This is a genomic window from Vaccinium witches'-broom phytoplasma str. VAC, from assembly GCF_000309405.1.
In the GTDB taxonomy this organism is placed as follows: Bacteria; Bacillota_I; Bacilli_A; order Acholeplasmatales; family Acholeplasmataceae; genus Phytoplasma.
The window spans coordinates 1-242 of record NZ_AKIN01000103.1 but is presented as its reverse complement, the minus strand read 5'-3'; the positions used below and the strand labels follow the sequence as shown (position 1 = coordinate 242).

General features: G+C 29.8%; 1 pseudogene. It reads left to right on the top strand.

The annotated features are described in order from the left end of the window. A pseudogene (locus RI68_RS02105) lies at window positions 1-240 on the top strand (dTMP kinase); the annotation flags it as partial. Window positions 241-242 lie beyond the last annotated feature (2 nt).

Sequence of the window (242 nt, the reverse complement as noted above, 5' to 3'; positions counted from 1 at the left end):
GATTTATTAATTTATTTAGATATTGACCCGCTCATCGGAAGAACTAGAAAGAAAAAACAAAAAAACCATCAAAGAGATCTGATTGAAAAACAATCCTTAACCTATTTTCAAACCGTTCGCCAAGGATACGATCATTATTTAACTCATTATGCTAACGACATTAAGAAATTAATTTTAAACGGAAGTGATCCCATTCCATCCAATATCCAAAAAATTATGAAATATCTAGGAGAAAGATAATG